At 73.6% G+C, this 24571-nt stretch carries 21 protein-coding genes; 13 read left to right on the top strand and 8 right to left on the bottom strand.

From position 1 onward, the window contains the following. Positions 1-10: 10 nt before the first annotated feature. The 3 genes from AB0G08_RS19455 to AB0G08_RS19445 form a co-directional block, all read right to left on the bottom strand. Complete coding sequence (locus tag AB0G08_RS19455; protein WP_358089641.1) at positions 11-733, bottom strand: ABC transporter ATP-binding protein; 723 nt, start codon at positions 731-733, stop codon at positions 11-13. Then, positions 730-1515 (bottom strand): ABC transporter ATP-binding protein, encoded by a 786-nt coding sequence (locus tag AB0G08_RS19450; protein ID WP_358089639.1) that lies wholly within the window; start codon positions 1513-1515, stop codon positions 730-732. Before AB0G08_RS19450 ends, AB0G08_RS19455 begins: the two co-directional genes overlap by 4 nt. A 214-nt stretch (positions 1516-1729) precedes the next feature. Continuing rightward, complete coding sequence (locus AB0G08_RS19445; protein WP_358089636.1) at positions 1730-2635, bottom strand: alpha/beta hydrolase; 906 nt, start codon at positions 2633-2635, stop codon at positions 1730-1732. Positions 2636-2805: 170 nt separating this feature from the next. On the opposite strand from AB0G08_RS19445, the gene AB0G08_RS19440 reads away from it, so the two are divergent. The 10 genes from AB0G08_RS19440 (at position 2806) to AB0G08_RS19395 (ending at position 12464) form a co-directional block, all read left to right on the top strand. Then, the gene (locus AB0G08_RS19440) at positions 2806-4020 is read left to right on the top strand and encodes a hypothetical protein (protein ID WP_358089633.1); all 1215 of its coding nucleotides are present in this window, start codon (positions 2806-2808) and stop codon (positions 4018-4020) included. Then, complete coding sequence (locus AB0G08_RS19435; protein WP_358089630.1) at positions 4013-4597, top strand: hemerythrin domain-containing protein; 585 nt, start codon at positions 4013-4015, stop codon at positions 4595-4597. Before AB0G08_RS19440 ends, AB0G08_RS19435 begins: the two co-directional genes overlap by 8 nt. A 179-nt stretch (positions 4598-4776) precedes the next feature. After that, positions 4777-5250: an aromatic ring-opening dioxygenase LigA gene (locus AB0G08_RS19430; protein WP_358089627.1), complete on the top strand. Its 474-nt coding sequence runs from the start codon at positions 4777-4779 to the stop codon at positions 5248-5250. Between the two features lie 151 nt (positions 5251-5401). Continuing rightward, the gene (locus tag AB0G08_RS19425) at positions 5402-6193 is read left to right on the top strand and encodes a shikimate dehydrogenase (RefSeq protein ID WP_358089624.1); all 792 of its coding nucleotides are present in this window, start codon (positions 5402-5404) and stop codon (positions 6191-6193) included. Between the two features lie 240 nt (positions 6194-6433). After that, complete coding sequence (locus AB0G08_RS19420; protein WP_358089621.1) at positions 6434-7306, top strand: STM4015 family protein; 873 nt, start codon at positions 6434-6436, stop codon at positions 7304-7306. Between the two features lie 6 nt (positions 7307-7312). Further along, positions 7313-8260 (top strand): STM4015 family protein, encoded by a 948-nt coding sequence (locus AB0G08_RS19415; RefSeq protein ID WP_358089618.1) that lies wholly within the window; start codon positions 7313-7315, stop codon positions 8258-8260. A 1-nt stretch (position 8261) separates the two neighbouring features. Next, positions 8262-9437, top strand: coding sequence for an STM4014 family protein (locus AB0G08_RS19410; protein ID WP_358089615.1), 1176 nt, complete (start codon positions 8262-8264; stop codon positions 9435-9437). Then, positions 9425-10228 (top strand): STM4013/SEN3800 family hydrolase, encoded by an 804-nt coding sequence (locus AB0G08_RS19405; RefSeq protein WP_358089612.1) that lies wholly within the window; start codon positions 9425-9427, stop codon positions 10226-10228. The genes AB0G08_RS19410 and AB0G08_RS19405 overlap by 13 nt, the downstream gene beginning before the upstream one ends. Next, positions 10225-11547 (top strand): STM4012 family radical SAM protein, encoded by a 1323-nt coding sequence (locus AB0G08_RS19400; protein ID WP_358089608.1) that lies wholly within the window; start codon positions 10225-10227, stop codon positions 11545-11547. The genes AB0G08_RS19405 and AB0G08_RS19400 overlap by 4 nt, the downstream gene beginning before the upstream one ends. Then, entirely contained in the window at positions 11544-12464 is a 921-nt protein-coding gene (locus AB0G08_RS19395; RefSeq protein WP_358089605.1) for an STM4011 family radical SAM protein, read from the top strand. Before AB0G08_RS19400 ends, AB0G08_RS19395 begins: the two co-directional genes overlap by 4 nt. A gap of 169 nt (positions 12465-12633) precedes the next feature. On the opposite strand, the gene AB0G08_RS19390 is transcribed toward AB0G08_RS19395, so the two are convergent. The 5 genes from AB0G08_RS19390 to AB0G08_RS19370 form a co-directional block, all read right to left on the bottom strand. After that, the gene (locus tag AB0G08_RS19390) at positions 12634-14379 is read right to left on the bottom strand and encodes a LamG domain-containing protein (RefSeq protein WP_358089602.1); all 1746 of its coding nucleotides are present in this window, start codon (positions 14377-14379) and stop codon (positions 12634-12636) included. A 322-nt stretch (positions 14380-14701) separates the two neighbouring features. Next, complete coding sequence (locus AB0G08_RS19385) at positions 14702-16291, bottom strand: MDR family MFS transporter (protein WP_358089599.1); 1590 nt, start codon at positions 16289-16291, stop codon at positions 14702-14704. Positions 16292-16357: 66 nt separating this feature from the next. Beyond that, the gene (locus AB0G08_RS19380) at positions 16358-16975 is read right to left on the bottom strand and encodes a TetR family transcriptional regulator (protein ID WP_358089596.1); all 618 of its coding nucleotides are present in this window, start codon (positions 16973-16975) and stop codon (positions 16358-16360) included. A 151-nt stretch (positions 16976-17126) separates the two neighbouring features. Then, positions 17127-19751 (bottom strand): discoidin domain-containing protein, encoded by a 2625-nt coding sequence (locus AB0G08_RS19375; RefSeq protein WP_358089593.1) that lies wholly within the window; start codon positions 19749-19751, stop codon positions 17127-17129. 174 nt (positions 19752-19925) lie between these two features. Continuing rightward, positions 19926-21164 (bottom strand): ROK family transcriptional regulator, encoded by a 1239-nt coding sequence (locus AB0G08_RS19370; RefSeq protein ID WP_358089590.1) that lies wholly within the window; start codon positions 21162-21164, stop codon positions 19926-19928. Positions 21165-21385: 221 nt separating this feature from the next. Here AB0G08_RS19370 and AB0G08_RS19365 point away from each other — a divergent pair, with 221 nt between their 5' ends. The 3 genes from AB0G08_RS19365 to AB0G08_RS19355 all read left to right on the top strand — a co-directional run bounded on the left by AB0G08_RS19365 (position 21386) and on the right by AB0G08_RS19355 (position 24570). Next, positions 21386-22684, top strand: a complete 1299-nt coding sequence (locus tag AB0G08_RS19365; protein WP_358089587.1) for a sugar ABC transporter substrate-binding protein — start codon at positions 21386-21388, stop codon at positions 22682-22684. Positions 22685-22751: 67 nt separating this feature from the next. Then, complete coding sequence (locus tag AB0G08_RS19360) at positions 22752-23738, top strand: sugar ABC transporter permease (RefSeq protein WP_358089584.1); 987 nt, start codon at positions 22752-22754, stop codon at positions 23736-23738. Next, on the top strand, positions 23731-24570 hold the full coding sequence (locus AB0G08_RS19355) for a carbohydrate ABC transporter permease (RefSeq protein ID WP_358089581.1): 840 nt from the start codon (positions 23731-23733) through the stop codon (positions 24568-24570). The genes AB0G08_RS19360 and AB0G08_RS19355 overlap by 8 nt, the downstream gene beginning before the upstream one ends. Position 24571: the final 1 nt, after the last annotated feature.

The raw sequence follows: 24571 nt of genomic DNA, 5'->3' as shown, positions 1-24571 counted from the left end.
GACGAGGGGTTCAGAAGCCGAGGTAGGCGTGGCGCAGGTCGGCGTCGTCGCGCAGCCGGCCGGCCGGGGCGGTGGTGACGACCCGGCCCAGGGACATCACCACGCCCTGGTCGGCGATCGAGAGGGCGCTGCGTACGTTCTGCTCGACCAGCAGCACGGTCAGCCCGGTGTCGTCGCGCAGCCTGCGCAGCAGGGCCATGGTCTGGGCGACCACCCGCGGCGCCAGGCCGAGCGACGGCTCGTCGAGCAGCAGCAGGCGGGGCCGGCCGACCAGCGCCCGGCCGAGGGCGAGCATCTGCCGCTCGCCGCCGGAGAGCTGGTGCCCGTGATGTCGTCGCCGTCGGGCCAGCGGCGCGAAGAGCTGGTAGACCTCGTCGAGGGCGCGGGCGGCGTCGGCCCGGTCGCGCCGCCACAGCCCGCCGAGGCGCAGGTTCTCGTCCACCGTCAGCTCGCCGACCACCCCACGCCCCTCCGGCACGTGGGCCAAGCCGCGACGCACGAGCTGCTCCACTGCGACGCCGCGCAGGTCCTCCCCCGCCAGGACGACCCGGCCGGCCGCCGGGCGCAGCATGCCGGAGAGGGCGCGCAGCAGGGTGGTCTTGCCGGCCCCGTTGGCGCCGACCACCGCCGCGATGGCGCCGGCCGGCACGGTGAGGTCGATCCCGTGCAGCACCGGCGCGCCGCCGTAGCCGGCCACCAGGCCGCGCACCTCGAGCAGGGCGTCGCCGCTCATGCGGCGGCCTCGTCGACGGCGGCGCCGAGGTAGGCGTCGGCGACCGCCGGGTCGTCGCGCACCTCGTCGGGGGTGCCGGCGGCGATCACCCGGCCGAAGTCGAGCACCACGATCTCGTCGCAGACGGCCATCACCAGGTCCATGTGGTGCTCCACCAGCAGCACCGCGCAGGGGTCGGTGTCGCGTCGGGGCAGGCCCCGGATCAGCTCCGCCAGCTCGGCGATGTCGTCGGCGCCCAGTCCCCCGGCGGGTTCGTCGAGCAGGAGCAGCCGGGGCCGCGCGGCCAGCGCGCGGGCCAGGGCGACCCGCTGGCGTACGGCGAAGGGCAGCGTGCCCGGCGCGGCGTCGGCGTGCCCGGCGATCCCCAGGGTGTCGAGGACGTCGAGGGCGTGCCGGCGCAGCCGGCGCTCGTCGCGGTCGCTGCGGGGCAGGCCCAGCAGGGCGGAGAGGAAGCCGGCGCGGGCCGTGTGGGTGGCCCCGGTCATCACGTTCTCCAGCACGGTGAGCCCGGCGAAGAGGCCGGTGCCCTGCAACGTGCGGGCGACGCCGAGGCGGGTCAGCCGGTGCGGGCGGGGGCGCAGCGGTCGTCCGTCGAGGGTCAGCGAGCCCTCGTCCGGCGGGACGAAGCCGCAGACGACGTTGAACAGCGTGGTCTTGCCGGCTCCGTTGGGGCCGATCACGCCGACCACCCGGCCGGGCGGCACCCGCAGCGAGACGTCGTCGAGGGCGGTGAGGCCGCCGAAGCGGACCCCGATGTGGTGCAGTGCGAGCCCTTGCTCCATCACCCGTCCCCCCGGCAGCCGCCAGTATTTACACTGGGAGTGTACGTTTCTGACGTGGGCCGTCAATACCTTCGATACCCCGGGCGCACACGCTCGAAGATCACCGCCCGAGCCGGACGGCGACCGACGGTTTCTGCACCGACCGGGCAGCGACATGCCGCCGGGCGGCCACGCGCCGCGGGGCGGCCACGGGTGGTGGCCGCCCCGGGGAGCGTCAGGCGCTCGGGCAGGTGTTGCGGTACTCCTGGATCGCGGAGCCGCTCGGGCCAGGGCAGAGGAACTGCTCGTAGCGGGTGTCGTCGTCGACGAACCGCTTCAACCAGGCCACCGTCTGCCGGGCGGTGGGCGTGTTGACCGTCTGCGGGAAGAAGTGGCTCGCCCCGTTCAGCTCCAGGTACGCCTTCTCCGCCGAGGCCGGGATGCTGGTGTAGAACGGCTCCGAGTGCGACGAGACCGGCGCGACGCTGTCGCTCTCGCCGCCGATGATCAGCGTGGGCACCTGGAGGTCGGACCAGGTCTTGTCCAGGTTCCACGGCGCCAACGGCACGGCGGCCTGCAACGACGGCCGGGAGATCGCGGCCTCCAGGCTGCCGCCGCCGCCCATCGAGTGGCCGGCGACGGCGAGCCGGCTGGCGTCGATGCGGCTGCGCACCGTGCTGCGCTCCACCAGGTAGTCGAGCGCGGCGAGCAACTGCCGACCGCGGCTGTCCGGCTGGTCGAGGCGCGAGTTGGTCTCGATGCCGATCACCACGAAGCCGTGCGAGGCGATCCGCGGCCCGAGCCAGCTGAGGCTGGACCAGGCGGCGGTGTAGCCGGGCGAGATGGCGACGGCGCCGAAGGTGCCCTCGCTGGTGCTGGTCGGGTAGTAGATGACGCCCCCGCCGAAGCCGGTGACGCTGAGCGAGGAGACGGTCTGCGAGGCGGTGGCGAACGGACCGCGGCTGGCCTCCAGCAACGCGACGGTCGGGGCGGGACCGCGCTCGTACGGGTTGGCGGCGGCCTGGGCGGCGGCGGGCGGCGCGGCGAGCGCGCCCACCGCGGCCAGGACGGCGGCCACGGCAAGCCTGGCGACGCGGACGGCGGGGCGGGGACGGACGGTGGTGGTGGCTGCTGATGACACGTCGGGCACTCCCTACGGGACGGGGCATATCGACATGCATCAGTCTTGGGCGACGTCGGCGGCCCCGCATCGGTGAAATCACCAGTCCCCCGAGGAAAACCCGGGCGGGCCGTTTTCGCCCGGACTGTCGGGGTAGGGCAGTCGATACCCCGGCCGAGTAAGGAGACGCCGTGTTCAACCCGTTGGAGCACAAAGGAATCCCACTGGAGAGCCAGATCCGCAACTGGCGCGAACTCAACGTGGAGCCCATCGACCCGGAGGCGGTCGACCCGTACACCCGCTGCCGCATCATCACGATGAACGGCATCGAGGTCGAGGCGATCAACTTCCAGCACCAGTTCGCCCGCAACTGCCCCGACCAGGAGGTCCGCCGGCAGTTGGCGTACGTGCGCTATCTGGAGAGCCAGCAGCAGCGGGTGGTGAACTGGCTGCTGCCCGGCGCGGCGAGCGTGCTGGAGACGACGCTCGGCTACGAGCAGGTGGCCGTCGACCTGACCGCGTGGGTGGCCCGGCACGAGCCGGACCCGTACCTGAAGCAGGGCTACGAGTTCGGCGTCCTGGAGGACTTCGACCACCTGTACCGCTACGCCAACCTCTACGAGATGGTGGAACGGCGCAAGGCCGAGAAGGTCGTGCAGGGCCTGACCGAGGTCATGCCCGGCCGGCCCACCGTCGTCGAGCACCGGCACCCGTTCGACGAGGTGCGCACCCCGTACGACCGCAACAGCGTCGACCCCCGCTCCAAGCTGCACGCGCTGACCATCCTGTCGGCCGAGCAGCAGGTCATGTTCTATTACATGAACGTCGGGCCGCAGTACATGGAGCCGATCGCGCGGCAGCTCTACCAGGAGATCAGCCTCATCGAGCAGGAGCACGTCACGCACTACGAGTCGCTGCTCGACCCGGGCGAGAACTGGTGGGAGCGGCTGCTCACCCACGAGTACAACGAGTGCTGGCTCTACTACTCCTTCATGCAGCAGGAGAGCGACCCGCGCATCAAGGCGGTGTGGGAGCTGCACCTGCAGATGGAACTGGCGCACCTGCAGCAGGCCGTCGACCTGCTGCGCCGCCACGACGGCCGGGAGCCGGAGGAGATCGTCGGCAACGCGGGCCTGCCCGAGCCGCTGACCTTCGAGCCGAACAAGGAGTACCTGCGCCACCTGCTCGCCACCCAGGTCGACCTGAACAAGCTCGGCGAGGGGTACGTGCGGGAGGCGCACGAGCGGTTCGAGTCGATGCAGCAGCAGCTGCACGACGGGCAGAAGCCGCCGAGCGAGCAGGTGATCGACATGCACCGGGAGCGGTTCGGCGACGAGTACCGCATCGAGACCGAGGGGCCCCACCCGGTGGAGTCGCTGCGCGCGCGGGGAGGCAGCCATGCCTGACGGTGGCGCCCCCGCCACGCGCGGCCCCGAGGACGACGTCGTCGACCTGCTGCTGGCCCAGCACGCGCGGATCGAGGAGCTGTTCCTGCTGGTCATCGGCAGCACCGGAGAGACCCGCCGGGACGCCTTCGACGACTTGGTCAAGCTCCTCGCCGCACACGAGACGGCCGAGGAGGAGGTCGTCCACCCGCTGGCCCGCACCCTGCCCGGCGGGGGCGGCGACGCCATGGTCGACGAGCGGCTCGACGAGGAGCGCCAGGCCAAGGAGACGCTGAAGACCCTGATCGCCGGCGGTGTCGACGCCGAGGGCTTCGACACGGGGATCATCCTGCTGCGCGACGCGGTGCTCACCCACGCCCGCTACGAGGAACGGCAGGAGTTCCCGCTGCTGCGCCAGCACGTGCCCGCCGACCGGCTCCGTACGATGGCCGGCGCCGTACGGATGGCGGAGGCGACCGCGCCCACGCGACCGCACCCGAGCGCCCAGTCCGCGAAGGGCAACCTGGCGGCGGGACCGGCGCTGGCGGTCATCGACCGCGTCCGCGACGCCATCCGCAAGCCGTCGTCCAGCGGCTGAACGCCCGCGAGACGAGCACGCCGCGCCCACCCGACCGGATCCGGGTCGGGTGGGCGCGGCACGTCTGCCGCCGGTGCGACGGATGCGGCCCGACGTCGGGGTGCCGCTACCGTGGCGCACTTAAAGCGAAAGAGATCCGCGTCCGGGGCACCGCCCCGGGCCGCGGGAGAGGAGACATCATGACCGACACCGCCGCGAAGTCCCGGGCTGTCAGCTCCACCGTCCGGCTGCTGTCCGTCCTGGTCATCGCCGCCGGCGTGCTCATGCTGATCGGCGGGGCCGCCACCTGGTTCACAGTGCAGAGCCAACTCGCCGACGAACGCATCACCGTCTCCGACGACGCGGAGTGGTTCGCGGGCGAGAAGATCGACGGGCCGCTGACCGCGTACGCGGAGGCCGAGGTCATCGAGAAGCACTCGCTGAAGGCCAGCGGCGGCAAGACGTACGCCGAACTCGACCGGGAGGACCCCACCCGGCAGACCGTCATGACCGGGTCCTTCCTGCGCTCCTCCCTGTTCACCTCGGTCGTCTCCTTCGGGATCGCCGCGCTGGCGATGGGCCTCGGGGTGGTGCTCGCCCTGATCGGCTACTCCCTGTTCTCCCTCTCTCGACGGCTCGACGCCCTTCCCGCTTCGACCGCCACCACCTCCTGATCCGTGCCGGCGGCCCGGCCACGCCCCGTTCGGCGTGGCCGGGCCGCCGCGTCCACGGCCCGCGTCGGGGCGGGCGTCCCCGTCACGTAGGGTCGGCACCGCCCCGCTCCGGCCGCGCCGGACGACCCCTGCTCCCCGCGGAGACACCCCCATGACCGAGATAGGCGGCGCCACCCGGGTGTACGCGCTGCTCGGCGACCCGATCGCGCAGGTGCGCGCCCCCGGGCTGCTCAACCCGGTGCTGGCCCGGCGCGGCACCGACGCGGTGCTCGTCCCGGTGCACGCGGCGGCGGCCGACCTCACCCAGGTGGTGCGAGGGCTGCAACGGGTGGCCAACCTGGACGGGATGCTGGTCACCGTGCCGCACAAGGCCGCCGCGCTGGACCTCGCGGACCGGGCCAGCGACCGCGCCCGCCTCGCCGGCAGCGCCAACGCGCTACGGCGCGAGCCCGACGGGACGTGGACCGCGGACACCTTCGACGGCGACGGGTTCGTCCGCGGGCTGGTCGGGGCCGGGCACCACCCCCGGGGCCGACGGGCCTGCGTGGTGGGCGCGGGCGGGGCGGGCAGCGCGATCGCGGTGGCCCTGCTCGACGCCGGCGTGGCGGAGCTGCGGCTCAGCGACACCGACCCGGGCCGGCTGGAGACGCTGCGGCGGCGGCTGTCCGCCGCGTACCCCGGCCGGGTCGGCGCGACGACGCGACCGCGACTGGCCGACGCCGACCTCGCGGTCAACGCCACGCCCCTGGGGCTGCGCCCCGACGACCCGCCGCCGTTCGCGGTGGCCGACCTGCCGGCGGACGCCGTGGTCGCCGACATCATCATGACGCCGGCGGAGACGGTCCTGCTGGCCGAGGCGCGTGCCCGGGGCCTGCGGGCGCATCCGGGCGAGCCGATGCTCGCCCACCAGATCGACGCCTACCTCGCGTTCTTCGGGCTGTGAGCGACCGCCGGTGCGGGCCGGGAACCCCTTCGGCCCTTGGCAGGCGCCACCGGCCGCCCCCGGACACCGTCGGCCGCGGCGCCGCCGGCTGCGGCACCCGGCGACCGCTGCGCTGATCATCCTGTCGGGCGGACCTGTTACCGTCGCGCCGCCGCTGCACCAATCGGACCGGAGGTAGGCGTGATCAGCTCGCACGTGTCGTCGTTCGTCGGGTTACCGGTAGTGCCCTTCACCCCGGGAATGACGCTTCCCGACGATCCCTCGGCGGTCGCCTGGCGGCTGGAGGTCGAGGACCACGACGCGGAGCCCGAGGAGTTCGTCGGTCTCGTGCGGGCGCTGCGGGAACAGGTCCCGCCCGACTCGGTGCGCGCCCTGGTGATCGGCGAGTGGGGCGAGGCCTACGAACGGCCGTTACCGATCGCGCCGCTGGTCGAGGCGGCCGGGGAGTGGACCGGGCTGCGCGCGGTCTTCCTCGCCGACCTGACCTACGAGCAGTGCGAGATCTCCTGGCTCACCCACGGCGACATCACCGGGCTGCTCGCGGCGTACCCGCTGCTGGGGGTGCTGTGGGTGCGCGGGGCGCAGGGCCTGCGGCTGGAGCCGATCCGCCACGCCGAGCTGCGGGAGCTGCGGTTCGAGTCCGGCGGGCTGCCGGCCGCGCTCGTCCGTGCCGTCGGCGCGTGCGAGCTGCCGGCCCTGCACCGGCTGGACCTCTGGCTCGGCAGGAGGGACTACGGCGGCGACGCGAGCGCCGAGGACCTGGCCGGGGTGCTCTCCGGCGCCGGCCTGCCGGCCCTGCGGTACCTCGCGGCGTGCAACGCCGAGATCGCCGACGCGGTGGCGGCGGCCGTCGCCACCGCGCCCATCGTGCCCCGGCTGGAGGCGCTCGACCTGTCGAAGGGCACGCTCACCGACGAGGGCGCGAAGGCGCTGCTGGCCGGCCAGCCGCTGACCCACCTGACGCGGCTCGACCTGCACCACCACTACCTGTCGGAGGAGATGGCCGCGTCGGTGGTCGCCGCGCTGCCGGGCGTGCAGGTCGACCTGGCCGACGCGCAGACCGCCGAGGAGTACGACGGCAAGCCCTACCGCTACACCGCCGTCGGGGAGTGAGTGGCGGTGACCTTCGGTTCCCACGCAAGACACTTCGCCGGCCGCCCGGTGGTGGACGTCCCCGTCGACGGGCCGCTGCCCACGGTGGACGGCCCGGTCTCGTGGCGGTTCGCCCTCTGGCACTTCGACGAGACCGCGAGCTACAAGCTCTCGGAGGAGTTCCGGGTCGCGTTCGACCGGTTCGTCGCGCAGGCGGGGCCCTCCGTGGAGTCCCTGGTCGTCGGCGCCTGGGGCTACGCGGCGTTCAACACCGCCCCGATCGCGCAGCTCTGCGCCGCGGCGTCGCGGCTGCCCGCCCTGCGCGCCCTGTTCCTCGGCGACATGACCGGCGAGGAGTGCGAGGTCTCCTGGATGAAGGTGGGCGACGTCAGCCCGCTGCTGACGGCGTACCCGCAGCTGGAGGTGCTGCGGGTCCGCGGCGGCGAGGACCTCGCGTTCTCCCCCGTGCGGCACGCGCGGCTGCGGGAGCTGGCGGTGGAGAGCGGCGGGCTGTCCCGGGCGTTCGTCGGCGCGGTGCTCGACTCCGACCTGCCCGCGCTGACCGACCTGGAGCTGTGGCTCGGCACCCCCGACTACGGCGGCGACGCGCAGGTGGCCGACCTGGCCCCGCTGCTGGCCGGGGAGCGGTTCCCCGCGCTGCGCCGGCTCGGCCTGCGCAACTCGGAGATCGCCGACGACCTCGCCGAGGCGCTGGCGTCGGCGCCGGTGGTGCCAGGGCTGGAACGCCTGGACCTGTCGCTGGGCACGCTCGGCGACCGGGGCGCGGCGGCCCTGGTCGGCGGGCAGCCGCTGACCCACCTGACGGAGCTGGACCTGCACCACCACTACCTGTCGGAGGAGACGGCCGCGTCGGTGGTCGCCGCGCTGCCGGGCGTCCGGGTGGACGTGTCCGAGGAACAGGAGCCCGACGAGTACGACGGCGAGAGCTACCGCTACACGGCGGTGTCGGAGTGACATGCGCCTGACCGTCGTCGGCAACCCCGGCAACCGTCGGGTCGGCCTGTTCACCCGGGCGGTCCTCGCCGCCGGCCTGCCCCGACCGGAGGTGCTGCCGTGGCTCGACGTGCTGACCGGGGCTGCGCCACCGGGGGCCGGCGCGCTGGTGCGGGTCGACTCGCCCGGCGAGGACGCCGAGGTGGACCGGCTGCTGCGCCGGTCCGCCGTCCCGGCCCGCCACGGTGAGCTGATCGGCCTGGCCGACACGTACGCCGGGCTGCTGCGGGGCCTGGACCGGGTCGCCGCCGGCGGCGCGGAGCTGCTCAACGACCCGGCGGACGTCGCGGTGCTGTGCGACAAGCGGCGCTGCCACGCGCGGCTGGCCGCCGCCGGGGTGCCGGTGCCGGCCGCGCTGCCTGCCGTGCACGGGTGGGCGCAGCTGCGGGCGGCGATGAAGGAGGCCCGCTGGAGCCGCGTGTTCGTCAAGCCCGCGCACGGCTCGTCCGCCGCCGGGGTCGTCGCGCTGGCGGTGGCCGGGCGGCGGGTGCAGGCGGTCACCACGGTCGAGGCGACACCGGACGGGCTGTTCAACTCGCTGCGGCCGCGCCGCTACACCGACGAGGCCGAGGTCGCCGCGATCGTCGACCGGATCGGCGGAGAGGGCCTGCACGTGGAGCGGTGGCTGCCCAAGGCGGGGCTCGGCGAGCGGGTGGTCGACCTGCGGGTGGTGACGGTCGCGGGGCGGCCCACCCACGCCGTGGTGCGGGCCGCCCGGGGGCCGCTGACCAACCTGCACCTGGGCAACGCGCGCGGCGACCTCGCCGAGCTGCGCGCGGCGGCCGGGCCGGCGGCGTGGGCGGCGGCGATGGAGACCTGCGAGCGGGTCGCCGGGTGCTTCCCCCGCACGCTCCAGGTCGGGATCGACCTGATGTTCCTCGTCGGGTGGCGACGCCATGCGGTGGCCGAGGTCAACGCCTTCGGCGACCTGCTGCCGGGGGTGCTCACCGACGGCCGGGACACCTACGCCGAGCAGGTGCGCGCCCTGACCGACGGCCGGTGGGACCGCTGGCGGGCAGCGGCCGGGCCGTCGCGCGGCGACGCTGCGGGGCGGGGGGCGTCGCCCGGCGAGGCGGCGGTGCGGGAGCCGTCGCGCGGCGACGCGGCGGGGCGGGAGGTGCTCGCGTGCGGAGTCTGATCGGCAGCCACGACCTGCTCCTGCTCACCCTCGACACGCTGCGTCACGACGTCGCCGCCGACCTGGCCGCGCGGGGGCGCACGCCGCACCTGGCGCGGGCGCTGCCCGGGGGCCGGTGGGAGCGCCGGCACTCCCCCGCCAGCTTCACCTACGCCGCGCACCACGCGTTCTTCGCCGGCTTCCTGCCCACCCCGGTCACCCCCGGCCGGCACGAGCGGCTGTACGCGGCGGCGTTCCCCGGCAGCGAGACGTCCGGCGCCGACACGTGGGTGTTCGACGCGCCGGACCTGCCGACGGCGCTCGCCGGCGTCGGCTACCACACGCTCTGCCTGGGCGGGGTCGGCTTCTTCAACCGGCGCAGCCCGCTCGGGGCGGTGCTGCCGGGCCTGTTCGCCGAGGCGCACTGGGAGCCCGAGTTCGGGGTCACCTCCCCCACCTGCCTGGACGCCCAGCTCGACCGGCTGGCCGAGGTGCTGCCGCGGGTGCCGGCGCGGCAGCCGCTGTTCACGTTCCTCAACGTCGCCGCCCTGCACCAGCCCAACCGGCACCACCTGCCCGGGGCCCAGGCCGACGACCTGGCCAGCCACGCCGCCGCGCTGGAGTACGTCGACGGCCGGATCGACCGGCTGTTCGCCCTGCTCACCGGCCGGGGTCGACCGGTGTTCGCGATCGTCTGCTCCGACCACGGCACCGCCTACGGGGAGGACGGCCACACCGGCCACCGGATCGGCCACGACGTGGTGTGGACGGTCCCGTACGCCCACTTCGTCCTGCAACCGGGAGAATGGTGACCAGCACCGACACGGGCCTCGACGGCTCGCCGTACCAGCAGTACCTGTACGCGTACCCGCACAAGACCTCCTACCGGCCGCTGCGCCCGCGCCCGCTGCTGTCGGACGTGTGGCGGGCCGAGGCGCGCGAGGCGCTCTTCCTCTACGTGCACCTGCCGTTCTGCGAGATGCGCTGCGGGTTCTGCAACCTGTTCACCCGCGCCAACGCGCCGGCCGAGCAGGTGACGGAGTACCTGCGGCAGCTGCGCCGGCAGGCCGGCCGGGTCGCCGACGCGCTGGGCGACGACGCCGGCTACGCCCGCGCGGCGTTCGGCGGCGGCACCCCCACCTACCTGACCGCCGACGAGCTGACCGAGCTGTTCGCCATCGCCACCGCGATGGGGGCCCGGCTGCCGGGCGTACCGCTGTCGGTGGAGACCTCGCCGGCCACCGCGACGCCGGACCGGCTCGCGGTGCTCGCCGCGCACGGCGCCACCCGGGTGAGCATCGGCGTGCAGAGCTTCCTCGACGCCGAGGCCCGCGCCGCCGGCCGGCCGCAGCGCCGCGCGGAGGTGGAGGCGGCCCTGACGGCGATCCGCGACGCCCGGATCCCCGTGCTCAACATCGACCTGATCTACGGCATCGACGGGCAGACCGCCGACACCTGGCGGGAGAGCCTCGACGCGGCCCTGGCGTGGCGGCCGGAGGAGCTGTACCTCTACCCGCTGTACGTGCGCCCGCTGACCGGGCTCGGGCGGCGGGCGCACGGCCGCGCGGACTGGGACGCCCAGCGGCTCGCCCTCTACGAGCAGGCCGTGGCGACGCTGGGCGCGGCCGGGTACCGGCAGGAGTCGATGCGGCAGTTCCGCCGCTCCGACGCGCCCACCCCGGACGGGCCGGACTACTGCTGCCAGGACGACGGCATGGTGGGCCTCGGCTGCGGCGCCCGCTCCTACACCACGTCCCTGCACTACTCGTTCGACTACGCGGTCGGGGTGTCGCAGGTGCGGGCGGTGCTCGACGACTACCTGGCCCGACCGGCGGACGACTTCCGGTACGCCGAGTTCGGGTTCGCCCTCGACGGCGCGGAGCAGCGCCGCCGGTGGCTGCTCAAGTCGCTGCTGCGCGCCGACGGGGTCGACGCGGCGGCCTACCGGGCGCGCTTCGGCCGCCCGCCCGGCGACGACTTCCCGGAGCTGGGCCGGCTGGTCGACCGGGGGTGGGCCGACGACGGCGGGCTGCGGCTGACCCCGGCCGGGCTGGCCCGCTCCGACGCGATCGGCCCGTGGCTGACCTCGGCCCGGGTGCGCGACGCGATGACCGGGTACGTGCCGAGGTGAACCTGGCGATCCTCTACCGGGGGCCCCTGGCGAGCTGCAACTACGACTGTCCGTACTGCCCGTTCGCCAAGCGGCACGACCCGCCGGAGCTGCTGCGCGCCGACCGGGCGGCGCTGGAGCGGTTCGCCGGCTGGGCGGCGGCCACCACCGACGTGCGGCTGTCGGTGCTGTTCACCCCGTGGGGCGAGGGGCTGACCCGCAGCTGGTACCGGGACGCGATGGTGGCGCTGTCCCGCCTGCCGCACGTCGACCGGGTGGTCATCCAGACCAACCTGGCCGCCCGGGTGGACTGGCTGGCCGACGCCGACCCGCGCGCCGCCGCCCTGTGGACCACCTACCACCCCGGTCAGGTCGACCAGGACCGCTTCCTGCGCCGCTGTGCCCGGCTCTCCGAGCTGGGCATCCGCTACTCGGTCGGGGTGGTCGGCCTGCCGGAGCACCTCGGCGAGGCGCGGGCACTGCGGGCCGCCCTGCCCGCCGAGGTCTACCTGTGGGTCAACGCCGCCGAGGGCCGGCGCTACGACGCCGCCGAGGAGGCGACCTGGATGGAGCTGGATCCGCTCTTCGGCTACAGCGTCCGCCCGCACGTGTCACTCGACCGCCCGTGCCACGCGGGAGAGACCGCGATCTCGGTCCTCGGCGACGGCACGGTGCGCCGCTGCCACTTCATCGACGAGCCGATCGGCAACCTCTACGACGGGTCCTGGCGGTCGGCCCTTCGGCCGCGGCCGTGCGGCAACGCCGTCTGCGACTGCCACATCGGGTACGTCCACCTCAAGCCGCTCGGCCTGCGCGACGTCTTCGCCGGCGGGGTGCTGGAACGCATCCCGGCCGCCTGGCCGGCGGCACGCCGCCCGGTGCCGCTCCCCGCGCCGCAGCGCCGGCCGGTCCCCGCCCCGGGGCCGCTGCCGGCGTGACAGGCGGTCCGGAGCCGCTGCCGGCGTGGCGCACGGCCCGAGGCCGCTGCCGGTGTGCGCACTTCCGGGGCCGCTGCCGGCGTGGCGCGCGTCGGCGGGGCGGGCCGCCTGCTCGCCCACCCCCCGCCGACGGCCGCTCAGTCCGGGGTGCCCGGAGCGGCCGGCACGGTCACGGCAGCTGCTCCGCGCCGCTCACCCCGGCGCCCGCGGCGGGCGGCGTGGCGGAGGCGGATCCGGCCGTGTACGCGTACGGCGGCCGGGCGACGGTGTTGTCGATCCGCAGCCAGTCGTCCATCGTCTTGCCGGAGTCGTTGGCCCGGGTGATGGTGGCCTTGTCGTAGAAGTTCGTGCCCGTCCACGTCAGGCGGGTGTCGCCGTAGTCCTCGGTGATCGTCTTCGCGCTCTTCACGTGGTTGCTCTCGGCGTAGACCTGGCCGCCGACCCCGAGGCCGATGAAGTAGTCGTCGACCTCCACGAAGTTGCCGAACACGTGGGCGTAGCCGAACCGCACCCGGGGGTGGCGGGTGTTCGAGCCGTCGAACCAGTTGTGGTGGTAGGTCGCGCGCAGGTAGCCGGTGTCCTGGGCGCCGTTGCTGTCGCTGTGGCCCAGCAGCATCGACTTGTCCGTGCCGACGAACCGGTTGTACGACACCGTGACCAGGTCGGAGCCGCGCTTGACGTCCACCGAGCCGTCCGCCGAGGGGTGGAAGGTGTTGTGGTCGATCCAGACGTGGTGCGAGTAGCACTGCACGTTGATCGAGTCGTCCGGCGAGCTGCGGAACGTCAGGTTACGGATGATCACGTTCTGGACGTGGGTGAAGAGGCTCCGCTCGGCGGGGTCGCAGAGGTCTCCGCCCCAGGCCACCTCGTCCGGGCCCCAGCCGTTGACGTCGAGGCCGAAGCCACTGATCGTGGCGGTGGAGCCGACCCCGATGATCGTCTTGTTGGAGCCGACGTCCAGCATGTTGGCGCCGGTGCCGGTGATCGTGCCGGAGACGCGGACGATCCGCGGCGCGTCGTCGGCCACGGCTGCGGCCAGCTGCGCGTAGCTGCTGACGGTCACCGTCGGGCCGCCCGCTCCGCCGTTCGTGCCGGTCCGGCCGTGGCCGGTCATGGTGGCGAAGCCCTGCAGGCCGGGCGCGTTGCCGCCCGGCGGCGGGGTCGTCGGCGGCGGCGTGCTGGGCGGCGGTGTGGTGGGCGGCGGCGTCGTGGGGGGCGCGGTGGTCGGCGGCGCGGTCGTCGGGGCCGCGGTGGTCGGCGGCGCGGTCGTCGGCGGCGGGGTGCCCCCGGTGGTCACCACCACGTCGTCGAAGGAGGCCGAGGAGTACGCGGTCTGCAGGCCGATGCGACCGGCGGCGGGGCCCGACGCAGAGCGCGAGGCGAACTGCGTCCCGTCGATCGACGCGCTGACCACGGAGCCGCTGGCGGTGAGCGAGAGGGTGTACCAGGTGCCGTTGCTGACGGTCCGCGCGGAGCTGCCCAGCACGGTCACGGAGCTGCCGTTGACCGACTGCAACTCGACCCGGCCGGGCAGCAGGGCCAGCCGGTGGAAGGTCGTCGAGCCGGAGGCACGGGCGAGCAGCCCGACGAAGCCGTTGGCACCCAGGCTGACCGGCTTGACCCGGGCCTGGACGGTGTAGTCGGTGAGGCCGGTCGAGGCGTTGAAGAGTCGGGCGTTCTCGCTGGAGGTGCTGGACTGCCGCGCCACCTGGGAGCCGTCGGGCACGACCGACCAGCTGCCGCCCGACTTGGACCAGCCGGCGATGCTGCCGTCCTCGAAGTCGGCCGAGAAGGCGGTGGCGGCGCCGGCCGCCGGCGAGAAGACCAGGCTGGCGGCGGTGATCACGGCGACCGCGCCGCCGATGACGGGCCACCTCTTCCGGTACGACGGACGTGCGGGGTCCGGCCCTTCCATGACTGACCTCCTGGGGTGGTGGGGCAGGCGAGCGTGGTGGAAAGCGCTTTCCCGAGCGACCGTAACGTGCCGTTCATCACCTGTCAATCAAAGGCGTCGATGCGGCGGAGGGCCGGACGACGTGCGGCCAAGCGCCGGGACGACGGGCGGCGAGGGGACCGGACGACGGGCGGCCAGGGCCGGGACGACGGGCCGCGAGGGGCCCGGACGACGGGCGGCAAGCGGCCTAAAGGACCTCCGGCGGCGGTCGGGATCGCCCGGCGGCCCGCGCACGCGAAGGGGCGGCCCGGCACGGACCGGACCGCCCCTTCCCTCGGGTGACTCAGTGCGCGCCGGGCACGGCGGCGGCCGCCTCCTCGCGGGCGAGCCGCTCGGTGCCGCTGAGGGTGTGCAGCGGCTTCTCCCGGATGAACAGCACCACGACCACGGAGAGCAGCGCGATGGGCGCGCCGATGAGGAAGAGCTCCGCGGTGGCCGTCCCGTACACCTCCTGCACGATCCGCAGCACGGGCTCGGGCAGGGCGGACAGGTCGGGCACCTCGGCGGAGCCCTCGCCGGTGGCGCCGCCGGCCAGCGGGCCGAGCTTCTCGGCGGTCAGCGACGCGACCCGGTTGGCCAGGACGGCGCCGAGCGCGCTGACCCCGATCGTCCCGCCCATGCTGCGGAAGAAGGTCAGCGTGGAGGTGGCGGCGCCCAGTTCCTGCGCGGGCACGTCGTTCTGCGCGGCCAGCACCAGGTTCTGCATCAGCATGCCGACGCCGATGCCCAGCACCGCCATGTAGATCCCGAGCAGCAGCATGCCGGTGTTCGCGTCGATCGTGGCCAGCAGCAGCATGCCGATCGTCATCACCACCGCGCCGGCGACCAGGTAGCGCTTCCAGCGGCCGTGCTTCGTGATCAGCTGGCCGGCGACGGTGGACGAGACGAGCAGGCCGAGGATCATCGGCAGGCTCATCAGCCCCGCCATCGTCGGCGACTTGCCCAGCGAGATCTGGAAGTACTGGGACAGGAACACGGTCCCGCCGAACATGGCCACGCCGACCAGCACGCTGGCGACGGTGGTCAACGAGACCGTCCGGTTGCGGAAGATGTGCAGCGGCACGATCGGCTCCGCCGCGCGGGACTCCACCCAGACGGCCAGCGCCAGCAGGGCGAGCCCGCCGCCGACCATCAGCGCCGTCCATCCCGAGGCCCAGGCGAACCTGTTGCCGGCCAGCGACGACCAGACCAGCACGGTGGAGACCCCGGAGGTGATGAGCAGCGCGCCGAGCCAGTCGATCTTCACCTTGCGGCGGGTCACCGGCAGGTGCAGGGTGCGCTGGAGCAGGACGATGGAGAGCAGGGTGAACGGGACGCCGATCAGGAAGCACCAGCGCCAGCCGAGCCAGGAGGTGTCCACGAGCACGCCGCCGATCAGCGGGCCGGCGATGGTGCCGACGCCGAACACGGCGCCGAAGATGCCGGCGTAGCGGCCCAGCTCGCGGGGCGGGATCATGGCCGCCATCACGATGGTGGCCAGGGCGGTCATGCCGCCGGCGCCGATGCCCTGCACGACCCGGCTGACCAGCAGCACCTCGACGTTCGGGGTCAGCCCGGCGATCAGCGAGCCGGCCACGAAGAGGCCGAGGGAGAGCTGGATCAGCAGCTTCTTGCTGTAGAGGTCGGCCATCTTGCCCCAGAGCGGCACGGTCGCCGTCATGGCCAGCAGCTCGGTGGTGACGATCCACGTGTAGACGGTCTGGGTGCCGTCGAGGTCGGCGATGATGCGCGGCAGCGCGTTCGCCACGACCGTGGAGGCGAGGATCGACACGAACATGCCGACCATCAGGCCGGAGAGTGCCTGCAGCACCTCGCGGCGGGACATGCGGCCGGCGCCGACCTCGGGGGTCTTGGCGGGCACGGTGGCGGTCATCGACCTTCCTTACCGGGTACGGGATTCACGGCCTCCCGGGCACCTTTCCCGGGAGGGGCTTGCGGGTCAGGGCCGGTCGGGTTGCGGCAGCCCCTCGGCGAGGGCGGCGAACGCCTCGTCGACGAGGTCGGCCAGGTCCGGCCGGTCGGGGTGGGCGGCCCACCGGGTCATCGCGTGGCGCAGGGCGGCACCCGTCACGGCGGTGACCAGCGCCGGGTACGCGTGGTCGGAACCGACGCCGACCCGCGCCGCGACGACCTCGACGATGGCGCGTTCCGTCTCGGCGTTGCCGGCCAGCAGGCGGGGCAGCAGCGCCGGATTGCGCGTCACCACGTCCATCCGCAGGCACCACAGCTCGCGCTCGGCGCGCACCTCGTCGATCACCTCGTCGAGCGCGCTCCGCAGCGCGGCCAGCACCGGCACCTCGGGCGGCACGGCGGCCAGCCGGGCCACCAGGCGCGCCGCGACGCCCTGGTCGCCGACCAGGGCGTCGTCCTTGCAGGCGAAGTAGTTGAAGAAGGTACGCGGGGAGACGTCCGCCGCCTCGCTGATCTCCTCCACCGTCACCTGGGCCAGGCCGCGCTCGGCCACCAGGCGCAGCGCCGCCTCGGTCAGCGCGGCCCGGGTCTGGCGCTTCTTGCGGTCGCGCCGCCCGGGAGCGGGTTCGGTTCCGGCGGATGTCACGCGAGGACCCTACAAGCGATCTTGCACGCCCTGCAATGTTTTATCGTGTGAAGTGACGCGGGCCATCCGGCGCGGCCTCCCGGTCGCCCGAGGGGCAGGAGGGCGCGCGGGCCCGGCCGGGACGATCCGGCCGGGCCCGCCGCCGTACGGGTCACGGGTAGTTCGTCAGGTACACCTGCTGGTTGCCCGCGTTGGCGGTGCCGCCGGTGTCGTTGACCACCCGGTTGATGGTGCCCACCCCACCGAGGGAGACGGTGACCATGTTGGTGAACCGGACGTTCGGGTTGGTCGGCGCCTCGATGGCCCGGTCGGCGACGACCGCCGGGTTCACGTTGAAGTAGCAGTAGCTGCCCAGCCCCCACGCCTGGTGGCTGGTCACCGAGTCGGCCACCTTGTACGCCGCCCAGCCGCGGCTGGCCCCGTTCATCCAGGCGGCCTGGTTCGGCGGGTCGTACGGCATCTCGTTCTGGTAGAAGTACGTGCGCCCCCCGTTGCCGTTCCACACCGTCTGGTACCGCTGGTAGTGCTCGACGAAGAGGCCGTACATGGTCACGTCGTCGCCGTTGACCGTCAGGCCGGTGTCGGCGGTGTTCACCGTCCAGCCGACCCCGTCGCCGTGGTCGGCGCGCCAGAGCCACATGTGGTCGCCGATCACGTGGTCGCTGTTGACGGTCAGCGTGTTGGTCGCCCGGCCGACGCCCGGCCCGCCGATGCGGAAGAAGACGTCGTGCAGCGAGGTCGGGTTGGCCGCGTGGCTCGCCGCCGAGCCGGGCGGGCCGACCTCCATCAGCACCGGCGAGTTCACCTGGCCGGCCTCGAACATGATGCCCGCCACCTTCACGCCGTCCACGTCGGCGACCCGCATCGCGACGGTGCCGTCGTCGGCCTGGATGGTCGCCAGGCCGAGGCCGAGGACCACCGTGTCGGCGCGCTCCACCCGGATCGGCTCGGTGACCCGGTGCACGCCCGGGGTGAACAGCAGGTGCCGGCCCTGGGCGAGCGCGGCGTTGATGGTGGCCGCGCCGGTGCCCGGCCGGACGACGTAGAACTGGCTGAGCGAGATGGAGGAGCCGGCGGGGGTCTTGCCGTACCAGCTGGTGCCGGCCGAGTTGGCGCGCAGCGCGGGCACGAAGACGCGGTACTCGCCGGTGCCGTCGACGTAGAGGAAGGGCTTCTCGCGCACCTGGGGGGTCTGCGGGATCACGGTGTGCGAGGGGTTGGGGAAGTGGGGCGGCGGGGCGCCGGTGACGCCCTGGAAGACCATGTTCCACACCGAGCCGGTCCAGCCGCCGAACTCGCTGTTGCGCGAGTACCACTGCTGCTGGGAGCCGGAGACGACCAGGCCGTCGATCCTGGTGTCGGCCATCAGCCCGCCGCTGGACCAGCCGTCGCCGCCGTTCCACAGCTGGATCTGGTTCTGCGCGCCGCGCAGGTGCATCCGCCGGTACGGCGCGGCCTGCGAGACCGCCCACCGCTCCACGGTCACCCCGGCCGGCAGGGTCACCGAGAGGTTCTCGGCGGCCCGCCAGAAGTTCTGCGTGGCGTTGCCGCCCATCCAGAACGCCTCGGCGCGCACGTGGCCGTTGAGGTTGACGTCGTCGGGCGACATCCCGAGGCCGGCGACCTGGGTGAAGAAGCCGAGGTTGACGTCGGCGGTGTAGGTGCCGGGCTTGAACAGCACCGCGTAGCGCTCGGGGCCGAACTGGTTGCGCTCCTGCTGGGTGAAGATCGTGTTCAGCCGGCCCTGGATGGTGGCGGTCGGGGTGGACGGGTCGAAGACGAAGGTGTTCGGCCCGAAGTTCGGGTTGCGGGGGTCGGTCGGCTCCACCGGCGGGGCGTCACCGCCCGGCACGTTCACCGCCAGTTCCCAGAGCGAGTAGCCGTAGCCGGTCGCCCGCGCCGTGCCGTACACCCGCAGGTAGCGACCGCTGCCGGTGACGGCGAGCGACTGGCTGCCCCCGGTGCCGCTGGTGGTGCCGTACACGGTGGTCCAGGCGGTGCCGTCGGCCGAGGTCTGGATCTCGAACGCCCGCGCGTGGGCGGCCTCCCAGGTCAGCACCACGCGGCAGATCGACCGGACGGTCCCCAGGTCCACCCGCAGCCACTGGGGGTCGGCGGCGGCACTGGCCCAGCGGGTGCCGGGGTCGCCGTCGACCGCTGCCGAGGCGGGCAGGCCGGCGTTCTCCACCGACGACGCGACGGCCGGCCGGCCCTGGGCGACGTTGGCGCTGCCGCAGGTGGGCGCGGTGCCGCCGGTCTCGCCGTAGACCTGGAACTCCCAGAGCGAGTAGCCGTAGCCGGTGCCGCGCGCGGTGCCGTACATCCGGACGTACCGCCCGGCGCCCGCGACGTTCAGGGTCTGCGTGCCGCCGGTGCCGGCGGTGGTGCTGTGGACGGTGGTCCAGGCGGCGCCGTCGTCGGAGGTCTGGATCGCGAACGTCCGACCGTAGGCGCCCTCCCAGACCAGGGTCACCTGGCTGAGGCTGGCCCGGGCGCCGAGGTCGACCTGGATCCACTGGGGGTCGCTGAAGGCGCTGGCCCACCGGGTGCCGGCGTTGCCGTCGACGGCGGCGGACGCCGGGGTGCCGGCGTTCTCCGTCGACGAGGCGGTCGCGGGCCGGCCCTGGGACAGCAGGCTCGGCGCGGCCTGCGCCGGGGGCGTCCCGGCGGCGGGGGTGAGCGCCGCGACGAGGAGCAGCGCGAGGCCGATGAGCAGCCGCCGGGCGGGGCGCCGGGGCCGTGGCGCTGGGCGTACGGACGTAGCGCGAGATGTCATGACTTCGCCTGTCGATAGAGGGTCGCTGGCGTCGGGCGTGCCGGGGTGACGAAGGGGGCCGCGGCGCTGCGGACGGCGACGCCGGGGCGGCGTCGCGGTGGGAGAGAGCGCTCTCGTCCGAGTGTTGCGGCGGCGTCGCGCAGCCGTCAAGACATCGATAAATAACGCTGTTATTTATCCGTGAAGTTCGATTTGCTCGGTAACCGGCCGGTTCGCCGACCGGACCCCGCCGGCCGTGAGCAGCCGGGCGATCGGGAGCGTCGCCGCGCCGAGCGCCACCGCGTCGACGCCCAGCAGGCCCAGCTCGATCGAGGCCTGCTCGTACGGCTGCCGCAGCGCCTGCCGGCCGGCGGCCTCCCGCACGGCCGGCAGCAGGCCGCCCAGCGCCATGCCGGCCCAGCCCCCGAGCACGACCCGTTCCGGGTTGAAAAGGTTGATCAGGTTGGCCACCCCGGCGCCGAGGTACTCCGCCGTCTCGTCCAGCACCCGCCGGGCGGCGGCCGAGGTGCCGGCCGCCTCGATCAGGGCCGCCAGCTGGGACTCCTCGTCCCCGCCCGGGACCGGGTGACCGCCCCGGGCCTCCCGATAGCGGTCGATGACCGCCTCCGCGCCGACGTACGCCTCCAGGCAACCGCGGGCGCCGCAGCGGCAGGGCCGCCCGCCGTAGAGCAGGGTGGTGTGCCCCCACTCCCCCGCGCTGCTGGAGGCGCCCCGGTAGGTCGTTCCGTTGGTCACGACGGCGGCGCCGATGCCGGAACCGACCAGCGCGAAGACGGCGTGCCGGGCCCCCCGGCCGGCGCCGAACCACATCTCCGCCTGACCGAGCGTCTTGGCCCCGTTGTCGATGTGCAGCGGCAGGTCGGTGCCCGCCGCGATCAGCCGCTCCAACGGCACCCGGTCCCAGCCGAGCGACTGGGCGTGCACCACGGCCTCCCGGCCCTGCTCGACGACCCCGGAGACGCCGATGCCGGCGCCGAGCACCTCGTCGGCGGCCACCCCGGCCCGGGCCGTGACCACGTCGATCCCGGCCAGCACGTGCCCGGCCACCTCGGCCGGCTCCGTGCGCCGCGGATCGAGCGGGTACGCGACGCTGGCCAGCTGGGTCATCGCGAAGTCGAAGAGCTCCACCCGGACCCGGGTCTCCCCGACGTCCACCCCGACGACGAACGCGAACCGCGGCGCGACCCGCAGCATCATGCTGGGCCGGCCACCGTCGGACTCGGCGGCGCCCGCCTCGACGACCAGCCCCTCGTCGATCAGGTCGCCGACCACGTTGCTCACCGCCGGCTGGCTCAACCCCGTGCTGCGGACCAGGTCCTGCCGGGTGAGCGGGCCGTCCAGGAAGACCTTCGACAGCAGGGCGGACCGGTTGCGCAGCCGGACGCCCCGGTTGGTCGCGCGCGCCAGCTCCACCTGCCACCTCGATCCCCTCGGCCGTCCCGAGCGACTGTACGACCCCGTGCTTGACGGCCCTTCGGCCAACCACTTTAATGACCACATTCATTAAGTCGTGATGAAACTGTCGGGACGCCGGCCCCGCCGGCGCGCACCGCCCACCGTCCGCCGGCCCCCGTCACCCCCGTCCCCCGACGGAGCGCCGGCGACCCCCACCACGTGCAACGGAAGGGCATACCGTGTCGAGACGACACCTCGCGATACTCACGGCGGCCGTGCTGGCCGCCACCGCACTCACCGCCTGCGGCGACTCCGGCGGCTCCTCCGGCGCGGCCGGTAAGACCCTCACCTACTGGGCCAGCAACCAGGGCGCCAGCCTGGAGGCCGACAAGCAGATCCTCCAGCCGGAACTCGACAAGTTCGAGCAGCAGACCGGCATCAAGGTCAACGTCGAGGTGGTGCCCTGGTCGGACCTGCTCAACCGGCTGCTCACCGCCGCCACCTCCGGCCAGGGCCCGGACGTGGTCAACATCGGCAACACCTGGTCGGCGTCGCTGCAGGCCACCGGCGCGCTGGTCGAGTTCGACGACGCCACCCTCGCCAAGGTCGGCGGGAAGGACCGGTTCGTGCCCGCGGCGCTGGCCGCCGCCGGCGCCCCCGGCAAGCCGCCGGCCGCGGTGCCGCTCTACAGCCTCGCCTACGCCCTCTACTACAACAAGAAGGCGTTCGCCGACGCCGGCGTCACCAGCCCGCCCACCACCTGGGAGCAGGTCGCCGAGGTCGGCCGCAAGCTGACCGGCGGCGACCGGTGGGGCCTCGCGGTCGAGGGGGCCAACCCGTCGGAGAACGCCCACCACGCCTTCACCTTCAGCCAGCAGTACGGCGGCGAGTGGTTCGACTCCGCCGGCAAGCCCACCTTCGACACCCCGCAGAACGTCGCCGCCGTCAAGCGGTACGTCGACCTGATGGCCGTCGACAGGATCGTCAACCCGAGCAACGCCGAGTACGCGCAGAACCAGTCGGTCTCCGACTTCGCCAACGGCAAGGCCGCCATGCTGCTCTGGCAGGCCGCCGGGTCCAACCTGAAGTCGCAGAACATGGCCCCCGACGCGTACGGCGTCGCCCCGGTGCCGTTCCCGGCCGCCCCGCCCGCCGGCGGCAGGAAGGTCAACAGCATGGTCGCCGGGATCAACCTCGCGGTGTTCAAGCACACGAAGAACGCCGACGCCGCGCTGGAGTTCGTCAAGTTCATGACCAGCGACGCCGAGCAGGTGGCGCTGAACAAGACGTACGGCTCGCTGCCCGCCGTCTCCACCGTGGCGAGCGACCCGGCGTTCGCCGCCCCGGAGCAGAAGGTGCTCCAGCAGACCCTCGCCACCACGGCGGCCCCGCTGCCGCAGGTGCCCGACGAGAGCACCTTCGAGACCCTCGTCGGCACCGCCATCAAGGAACTCTTCGCCGACGCCGCCAGCGGCAGGCCCGTCACCGAGGAGAGCGTCCGGCAGAAGCTGACCCGGGCCCAGCAGCAGATGCGCTGACCCCGCCGGACCGGTGGCCGTGGGAGGGACGCCGACCCTCCCACGGCCACCCAGCGAGAGGACCCCGATGGCCACCACCACGCCCTCCCGGGACGTCGCCGCACCGCGGCGGCCCACCCGCCGCCCGACCCCGGCGCAGCGGCGCTCCCCCGGGCGCCGCCGGTCGCTGCTGCCGTACCTGCTGCTCGCCCCGGCCGTCGTGCTGGAGCTGGCGATCCACGTGGTCCCGATGCTCGTCGGGGCGTGGATGAGCCTGCGGGAGCTGACCCGGTTCCACATCCGCGACTGGTCCACCGCGCCCTTCGTGGGCTGGGAGAACTACCGGGTGGTGCTCGACGTCGACTCGGCCGTCGGGGCCGGGCTGCTGCACTCGTTCGGGGTGACCGTCGGCTACACGGTGGCCTCGGTCGGGCTCTCCTGGGTGCTCGGCACCACCGCCGCCGTGCTGCTGCAACGCCCCTTCCGTGGCCGTGGGGTGCTGCGCGCGCTCTTCCTCACCCCGTACGCGCTGCCCGTCTACACCGCCGTGATCACCTGGAGCTTCCTCTTCCAGCGGGACACCGGCCTGGTCAACCACGTGCTGGTCGACCAGCTCCACCTGCTCGACGACCGGCCGTTCTGGCTGATCGGGGAGAACAGCTTCGTCGCGCTGCTGACCGTCTCGATCTGGCGGTCCTGGCCGTTCGCCTTCCTCTGCGTCATGGCCGGCCTGCAGAACATCCCCGGCGAGCTGTACGAGGCCGCCGCCATGGACGGGGCCGGGTTCTGGCGACGGCTGCGCTCGGTGACGCTGCCCATGCTGCGCCCGGTCAACCTGGTCCTGCTGCTGGTGCTCTTCCTCTGGACCTTCAACGACTTCAACACCCCGTACGTGCTCTTCGGCGGCTCCGCCCCCGAGCAGGCGAACCTGATCTCCCTGCACATCTACCGCAGCTCCTTCAAGACCTGGGACTTCGGCGCCGGGTCGGCGATGTCCGTGGCGCTGCTGCTGTTCCTGCTCCTGGTCACCGCCGGCTACCTGCTGGCCACCAACCGCCGGAGGAACGATGCGTGAGACCGCCGCCGAGCGCTGGGCTCGCCGGATCGTGCTGACCCTGCTCGCGCTCTTCGTGCTCGTCCCGCTCTACGTCATGCTCAGCTCGGCGCTCAAGCCGTTGCAGGACGTGCAGGGCGCCTTCACCTGGTGGCCCCGGCGCCCGACCGCGCAGGCGTTCGTCGACATGTGGTCGACCGTGCCGCTGGGCCGCTACCTGGTCAACAGCCTGGTCGTCTCGACCGTGGCGGCGGTCTTCTCGGTCACCGTGGCGATCTTCGCGGCGTACGCCGTCAGCCGGTACCGGTTCCGCGGCCGGGGGCTGTTCTCGGTGACCGTGCTCTCCACCCAGATGTTCCCCGGCATCCTCTTCCTGCTGCCGCTGTTCCTGATCTACGTCAACCTCGGCACCGCCACCGGCATCCAGCTGTACGCCAGCCGTACCGGCCTGATCGTCACCTACCTGACGTTCTCCCTGCCGTTCTCGATCTGGATGCTGGTCGGCTACTTCGACTCGATCCCCCGCGGCCTCGACGAGGCGGCGCAGGTCGACGGCGCCGGCCCGCTGCGGACGCTGTTCCGGGTCATCCTGCCCACGGCGGTGCCGGGCGTCGTCGCGGTGGCCGTCTACGCCTTCATGACCGCCTGGGGCGAGGTGCTCTTCGCCTCGGTGATGACCGACGAGGGCAGCCGCACCCTCGCCGTCGGCCTCCAGGGCTACTCCACGCAGTTCAACGTCTACTGGAACCAGGTGATGGCCGCGTCGCTGGTGGTCAGCGTCCCGGTGGTGGCCGGCTTCCTGGCGTTGCAGCGCTACTTCGTCGCCGGCCTGACGGCCGGCGCGGTCAGGTGAG

The sequence above is a fragment of the Micromonospora sp. NPDC023644 genome, assembly GCF_040640115.1.
Classification (GTDB): domain Bacteria; phylum Actinomycetota; class Actinomycetes; order Mycobacteriales; family Micromonosporaceae; genus Micromonospora.
This window is presented reverse-complemented; position numbering and strand designations above follow the sequence as displayed.

Bases quoted from the DNA above. Each gene is read 5' to 3' on its own strand.
- AB0G08_RS19455 (WP_358089641.1), bottom strand. From the start codon at position 733: ATGAGCGGCGACGCCCTGCTCGAGGTGCGCGGCCTGGTGGCCGGCTAC.
- AB0G08_RS19450 (WP_358089639.1), bottom strand. From the start codon at position 1,515: ATGGAGCAAGGGCTCGCACTGCACCACATCGGGGTCCGCTTCGGCGGC.
- AB0G08_RS19435 (WP_358089630.1), top strand. From the start codon at position 4,013: ATGCCTGACGGTGGCGCCCCCGCCACGCGCGGCCCCGAGGACGACGTC.
- AB0G08_RS19430 (WP_358089627.1), top strand. From the start codon at position 4,777: ATGACCGACACCGCCGCGAAGTCCCGGGCTGTCAGCTCCACCGTCCGG.
- AB0G08_RS19425 (WP_358089624.1), top strand. From the start codon at position 5,402: ATGACCGAGATAGGCGGCGCCACCCGGGTGTACGCGCTGCTCGGCGAC.
- AB0G08_RS19420 (WP_358089621.1), top strand. From the start codon at position 6,434: ATGACGCTTCCCGACGATCCCTCGGCGGTCGCCTGGCGGCTGGAGGTC.
- AB0G08_RS19410 (WP_358089615.1), top strand. From the start codon at position 8,262: ATGCGCCTGACCGTCGTCGGCAACCCCGGCAACCGTCGGGTCGGCCTG.
- AB0G08_RS19390 (WP_358089602.1), bottom strand. From the start codon at position 14,379: ATGGAAGGGCCGGACCCCGCACGTCCGTCGTACCGGAAGAGGTGGCCC.
- AB0G08_RS19385 (WP_358089599.1), bottom strand. From the start codon at position 16,291: ATGACCGCCACCGTGCCCGCCAAGACCCCCGAGGTCGGCGCCGGCCGC.
- AB0G08_RS19375 (WP_358089593.1), bottom strand. From the start codon at position 19,751: ATGACATCTCGCGCTACGTCCGTACGCCCAGCGCCACGGCCCCGGCGC.
- AB0G08_RS19360 (WP_358089584.1), top strand. From the start codon at position 22,752: ATGGCCACCACCACGCCCTCCCGGGACGTCGCCGCACCGCGGCGGCCC.
- AB0G08_RS19355 (WP_358089581.1), top strand. From the start codon at position 23,731: ATGCGTGAGACCGCCGCCGAGCGCTGGGCTCGCCGGATCGTGCTGACC.